The organism is Micromonospora sp. NPDC048907 (assembly GCF_055586885.1).
In genome coordinates, this window is sequence record NZ_JBVJHI010000015.1 from 1 (window position 1) to 4,053 (window position 4,053).

The 4,053-nt window shown below is 65.1% G+C and carries 5 protein-coding genes; 2 read left to right on the forward strand and 3 right to left on the reverse strand.

From position 1 onward, the window contains the following. Positions 1 to 786 (forward strand): pentapeptide repeat-containing protein (locus ACZ6PY_RS30235; RefSeq protein WP_466078672.1); only part of this gene is annotated, 786 nt, incomplete at its 5' end. Positions 787 to 1,649: 863 nt separating this feature from the next. Further along, a complete protein-coding gene (locus ACZ6PY_RS30240) occupies positions 1,650 to 1,901 on the forward strand; it encodes a hypothetical protein (RefSeq protein WP_466078675.1) in 252 nt (83 codons plus the stop codon). A gap of 35 nt (positions 1,902 to 1,936) precedes the next feature. Here ACZ6PY_RS30240 and ACZ6PY_RS30245 read toward each other — a convergent pair whose 3' ends face one another. From ACZ6PY_RS30245 to ACZ6PY_RS30255, 3 genes are all read right to left on the reverse strand, one after another. After that, on the reverse strand, positions 1,937 to 2,416 hold the full coding sequence (locus ACZ6PY_RS30245) for a hypothetical protein (protein ID WP_466078678.1): 480 nt from the start codon (positions 2,414 to 2,416) through the stop codon (positions 1,937 to 1,939). A gap of 118 nt (positions 2,417 to 2,534) precedes the next feature. Then, complete coding sequence (locus ACZ6PY_RS30250) at positions 2,535 to 3,062, reverse strand: kinase (RefSeq protein ID WP_466078681.1); 528 nt, start codon at positions 3,060 to 3,062, stop codon at positions 2,535 to 2,537. Then, positions 3,062 to 3,916 (reverse strand): AAA family ATPase, encoded by an 855-nt coding sequence (locus ACZ6PY_RS30255; protein WP_466078683.1) that lies wholly within the window; start codon positions 3,914 to 3,916, stop codon positions 3,062 to 3,064. The genes ACZ6PY_RS30250 and ACZ6PY_RS30255 overlap by 1 nt, the downstream gene beginning before the upstream one ends. Between the last annotated feature and the right edge of the window lie 137 nt (positions 3,917 to 4,053).

Sequence of the window (4,053 nt, forward strand, 5' to 3'; positions counted from 1 at the left end):
GATCAGAAACATCAGGATCGAACAGCGGACGCAACGGAGCACGACGCCCTCGAGCGGCGCAAGACCGAACTCTACGTCAAAGCCTCAGATCAGCTCGGTTCCGCGAGCGCTGCAATCCGGCTCGCTGGGCTATACGGGCTTGAACGCCTCGCTGACGGAAACCCCGACTACCGTCAAATCGTTGTGAATCTAATCTGTGCATACCTCCGCATACCGCCTCCCAGCGAGAAGCCACTCCTGCCGACCTCCAATTGGGAGGTGAAAGAGCATAACGAGCGGATACAACAAGAGATTCACGTGCGAGTAGCCGCCCAACACGTGCTGACGTCACATCTCAAAAAGATGGTTAATAACCATGACGAGGGCGAGGTTCCCAACCCGTCTTACTGGGGGAGAGTCAACGTCGACCTTTCTGGTGCAACTCTAATCGTCTTCAGCGCCCGGGGCTGCACGCTTCCAGATGCCAATTTCAATGGCGCTAAGTTCGTGGGCAAGGCCGACTTCTTTCGAGCCACATTCGACGGCCCTGCAAGGTTCGAGGGGGCCATCTTCTACGGTCCAGCGGAATTCAGGTCAGCAGTATTCGAAGGGGCGCCAGTTCTTGCGCCAGCAGAGTTTAAGGGCGAGGACCTGTTTGACGGCGCCAGAGTACACAAAATAAGAGCTGGTTCTTTTTACGCGTGGCCCAAGGGCTGGGACCTGCAGAAGGTGGACAACACAACCGGGGGGCACTTCGTGAGAAAACAAAGCGCTGGGCCGGCGACTACCGCTTCTGCAAGCGATTGATGCGCTGCGATTCTTGGCTGCCATCCCGTCTGCCGCCGACCCACACTTCGTGGAGCGGGCCAGGGCCAGGGTGACAAGGTGGAGCGCCCTACCGGACGAACGACCTTGTCGCCCTGGCCCTGGTCTGCTCGGCTTGCCTGGGTCGGTGGTAGGCGGGATGGCAGCTCCTCAACCACCCACCTACCGGAACCGTTCGGCAACTCCATCTCGGAGTCGTCTGGCCCCCGCCGGAGGCACAGCTCTAACCCCGGACTCTCCCTCACCTCTCACCCTCCCACCACCTCCACCTCTTCCCTCTCTGGGCCTCAGCGACCCCCGTACGGGCCGTTCGGCAACTCCGTCCGCCGCCGGTGGCCTCCGGCCTTCGTGGGTGTCCGGACCGTCTAGAACGGGTAAGAGCGTGTCCGCCTGGCCCTGGTCGTTCTTCGGGACTCGTCACCGGGTCACCTCACTGAACCCAGGGGTGACGCGCGGGGCGGGGCGTGGGGTTCGGGCCGGCTGACTTTCCGCCCCGGCGCCGTGGCGCCGGGGCGGCGGCTCCGCAGGAGCCGGTTACCGCGTCCCGACCCGCGCCGCGCGGAGCGCCTTGATCTAGTACAGGCCAATTCGGCAACAGATCACGGGCTGCGTCCGAGTCGACCTGGCCGGCATGAACACAGCCCCTCCCGGCCGTCGCCGTCCGGTGCCGCCTCGGGATCGCTGTGGTTCATCGAGCGCGGGAAGCTGGCTGCTCGTCCGCTCCGCTCGTGGTCGCCTGCACCCCTCACCTTCATCGGCTCCGCAAGTTCTCCTCCGACCCGCGGATCCGGCTTCCTTCCTTCCCCTCCCCGCCACTTACTTCGAACACATGTACGATCAATCAAGTGGGGGAAGACCTGGTGGCGCGCTGGTGGAATGGCACGTGGGGTCGGCTGACCCGGCGTGACGTGTGGCTCGCCCGAGAGGTTCGCTGGCACGTCGTCGCCAGGACGGGCGACTCCGAGACCGGCAAGGTGCTCCGCTGGGAGTTTGACTCCGAGGACGAAGCCCGGCAGATGGTGAAGCGGCTCGTGCAAGCCGATGGCGGTCACTGGCGGGAGATGGACGGCGACGCCGCAACGAAGCCACCCGGCTGAGTCACCGCGGCCTGCCCCTCACGCCCTGGTCCTCATCACCGGCACAGTTCCGCCCGGACGTGTACCCCGCACCACGGCGGCAGCTCGACGGACCAGACGCGCCAACCGCCGCCGTCCTTGCGCAGCTCCCACCGCCACGGATGGTCCTCGCCCGCGAGCAGGTGCGGACCATCCCACCAGACGGCGCGTACGTGCTCCACGACCGTTGCGCGGTCGTCGCCCTGGTGCTCGATCGCCATCGGTCCGACCGCTTCCAGCTTCGACGGTGGGCGCCCCGTGCTTGTCATCTCGGCGCGGTAATCACGCCATTGGTGCCGGAGCTCGTCATGGCGGCGCTTAGCCAACACCCGCGACACCCCCAGCTCGTCGCCGGCGCTGAGCTTCACGAACCACACCGTGGCGGCTGCCTCCGGCGTCGCCTCGCCTCGCTCCGCTTCCAACTGCTTCCGCACTGCCCACGACGCGGGTACAGCAACAAGGCCAGCGCAGGCGATCGCTACGAGCGCCAGAAGCACCCACGGCCACCGTCGCGCCGGCCAAACTCGCCGCACCCGGTGCGGCCGCCACCCCGGTAATTCCTCCCCCATGGTCATCTGCCGACCATACGAAGCGACCGCGAGAGATCAAAGACCTTCAACCTGCATTGATGCGACGGTGAATGCGTTCCGCTGCAACCGGCGGAGACAGCTCGGCTGTGTTCAGCGTGAGATCCGCCTCGGGCAGGGCTTCCGTAGCGTCCCACGCACGAAGTCGTGCCGCCGTATCGCCGGTCCTCCTGGCGATGATCCGCTGTTCAGCGACCCTTCGCGGGCACCACAGGGACACCACCACCCAACGGGCGCCCGGCACAGCTTGGGCAACGGCCGCAACGGCATCCCGCTGGCCGAGGTGCACGATCGGCGTTCCTTTGCTCAGCTCTTGTGCCAGTGAGGGGCGATCAACCACGTAGCGGGCACCGTAGCGGCGGTTCTCCCAGACGACATCGCCTCTGCGGTGGAGCGTGTCCAGGCTCGCCTCGTCGGTCATGCGATAGCCGATCGTTCGGCCGGGCCCCACCTTCAAGCGGGGATAAAGCTTGTACCCGGCGTCCAGGTCGTGCAGCGCCGTGGTGATGGTGTCCTTCCCCGACGCTGGTGGCCCGTAGAGGATCACGCCTCGCATTACAGGCGCTCGTCCGCGACGATCTCCCGCACCAACTCCTTGGCTTGCTCCTGCAACGGACGGCTTGACGCGCAGTTGTCAATCACTACATGAGTGTCCGCCGGCCGGAATTCCAGGCTGATGCCGTCGAGGTAAGCGTTCCAATCGGCCAGCTTGACGGCATCGCGTGCAGCGCCCCGACGGCGTACGTAGGTCAGCATCGTTTCCGCGTCGCAGTACACCCACACCACCGTGACCATGGCTTGTGCGGCCTCGTAGAAGGCGCGGGTTCGAGCCATCCAGGCAGGGTCGTTGAACTCCCGGATAAACGGAGCGGTCACGATCACACTGTTGCCGCACTGCACGTTCTCACCGGCCGCGTCTTGAAGCGCTTCGTATTCGCGAGGACGGATCTTGTCAAAGTACGTCTTTGACTCCCGGTCGTGCGGCGAGTGACCCATGATCTCCAACGCTGCCTCGACCACCGGCCGCGTCAGCGTGTCCTTGTCCAGCATCGGCCACCCGGTCTCGCGCGCGAGGATCCTTCCCAACTCGGTCTTGCCGCTGCCCGGGTACCCGCCAACCAACACCACGCGCGGTCGTTGCGGGCGCATCTCGCTGCGGTGGAGCTGATCGGGGGCGTTGACGACGCGCTTGGAACGGGACTCGTTGCGGACGAGACCTTCCTCAGCTAGCACCTTCATCGCCTCGGTGATGGTGAAGACGCTGACGCCCCACTCTTCGGCCAGCTTCCTGGTCGACGGCAGGGCAGAGCCGTGCACGAGTCGGCCCGCCTCGATGTCGTTCCGGATGTTCCGTGCCACCTGCTGATGCCGGGCCTCCGGCCGCTCGGTGCGGCCACTCGGAGAGGTCATCGCAGTGCTCCCTGCTTCTGGCGTCGCGTACCGGTCTGCAGGCTACCAGCGACCTAACAGATGAGAGGCATTCTGCCTGCTCACTGACGCTCCGTAAGAACTTCGTACCTAACAGTTGACTGATGTACCTATCAGTT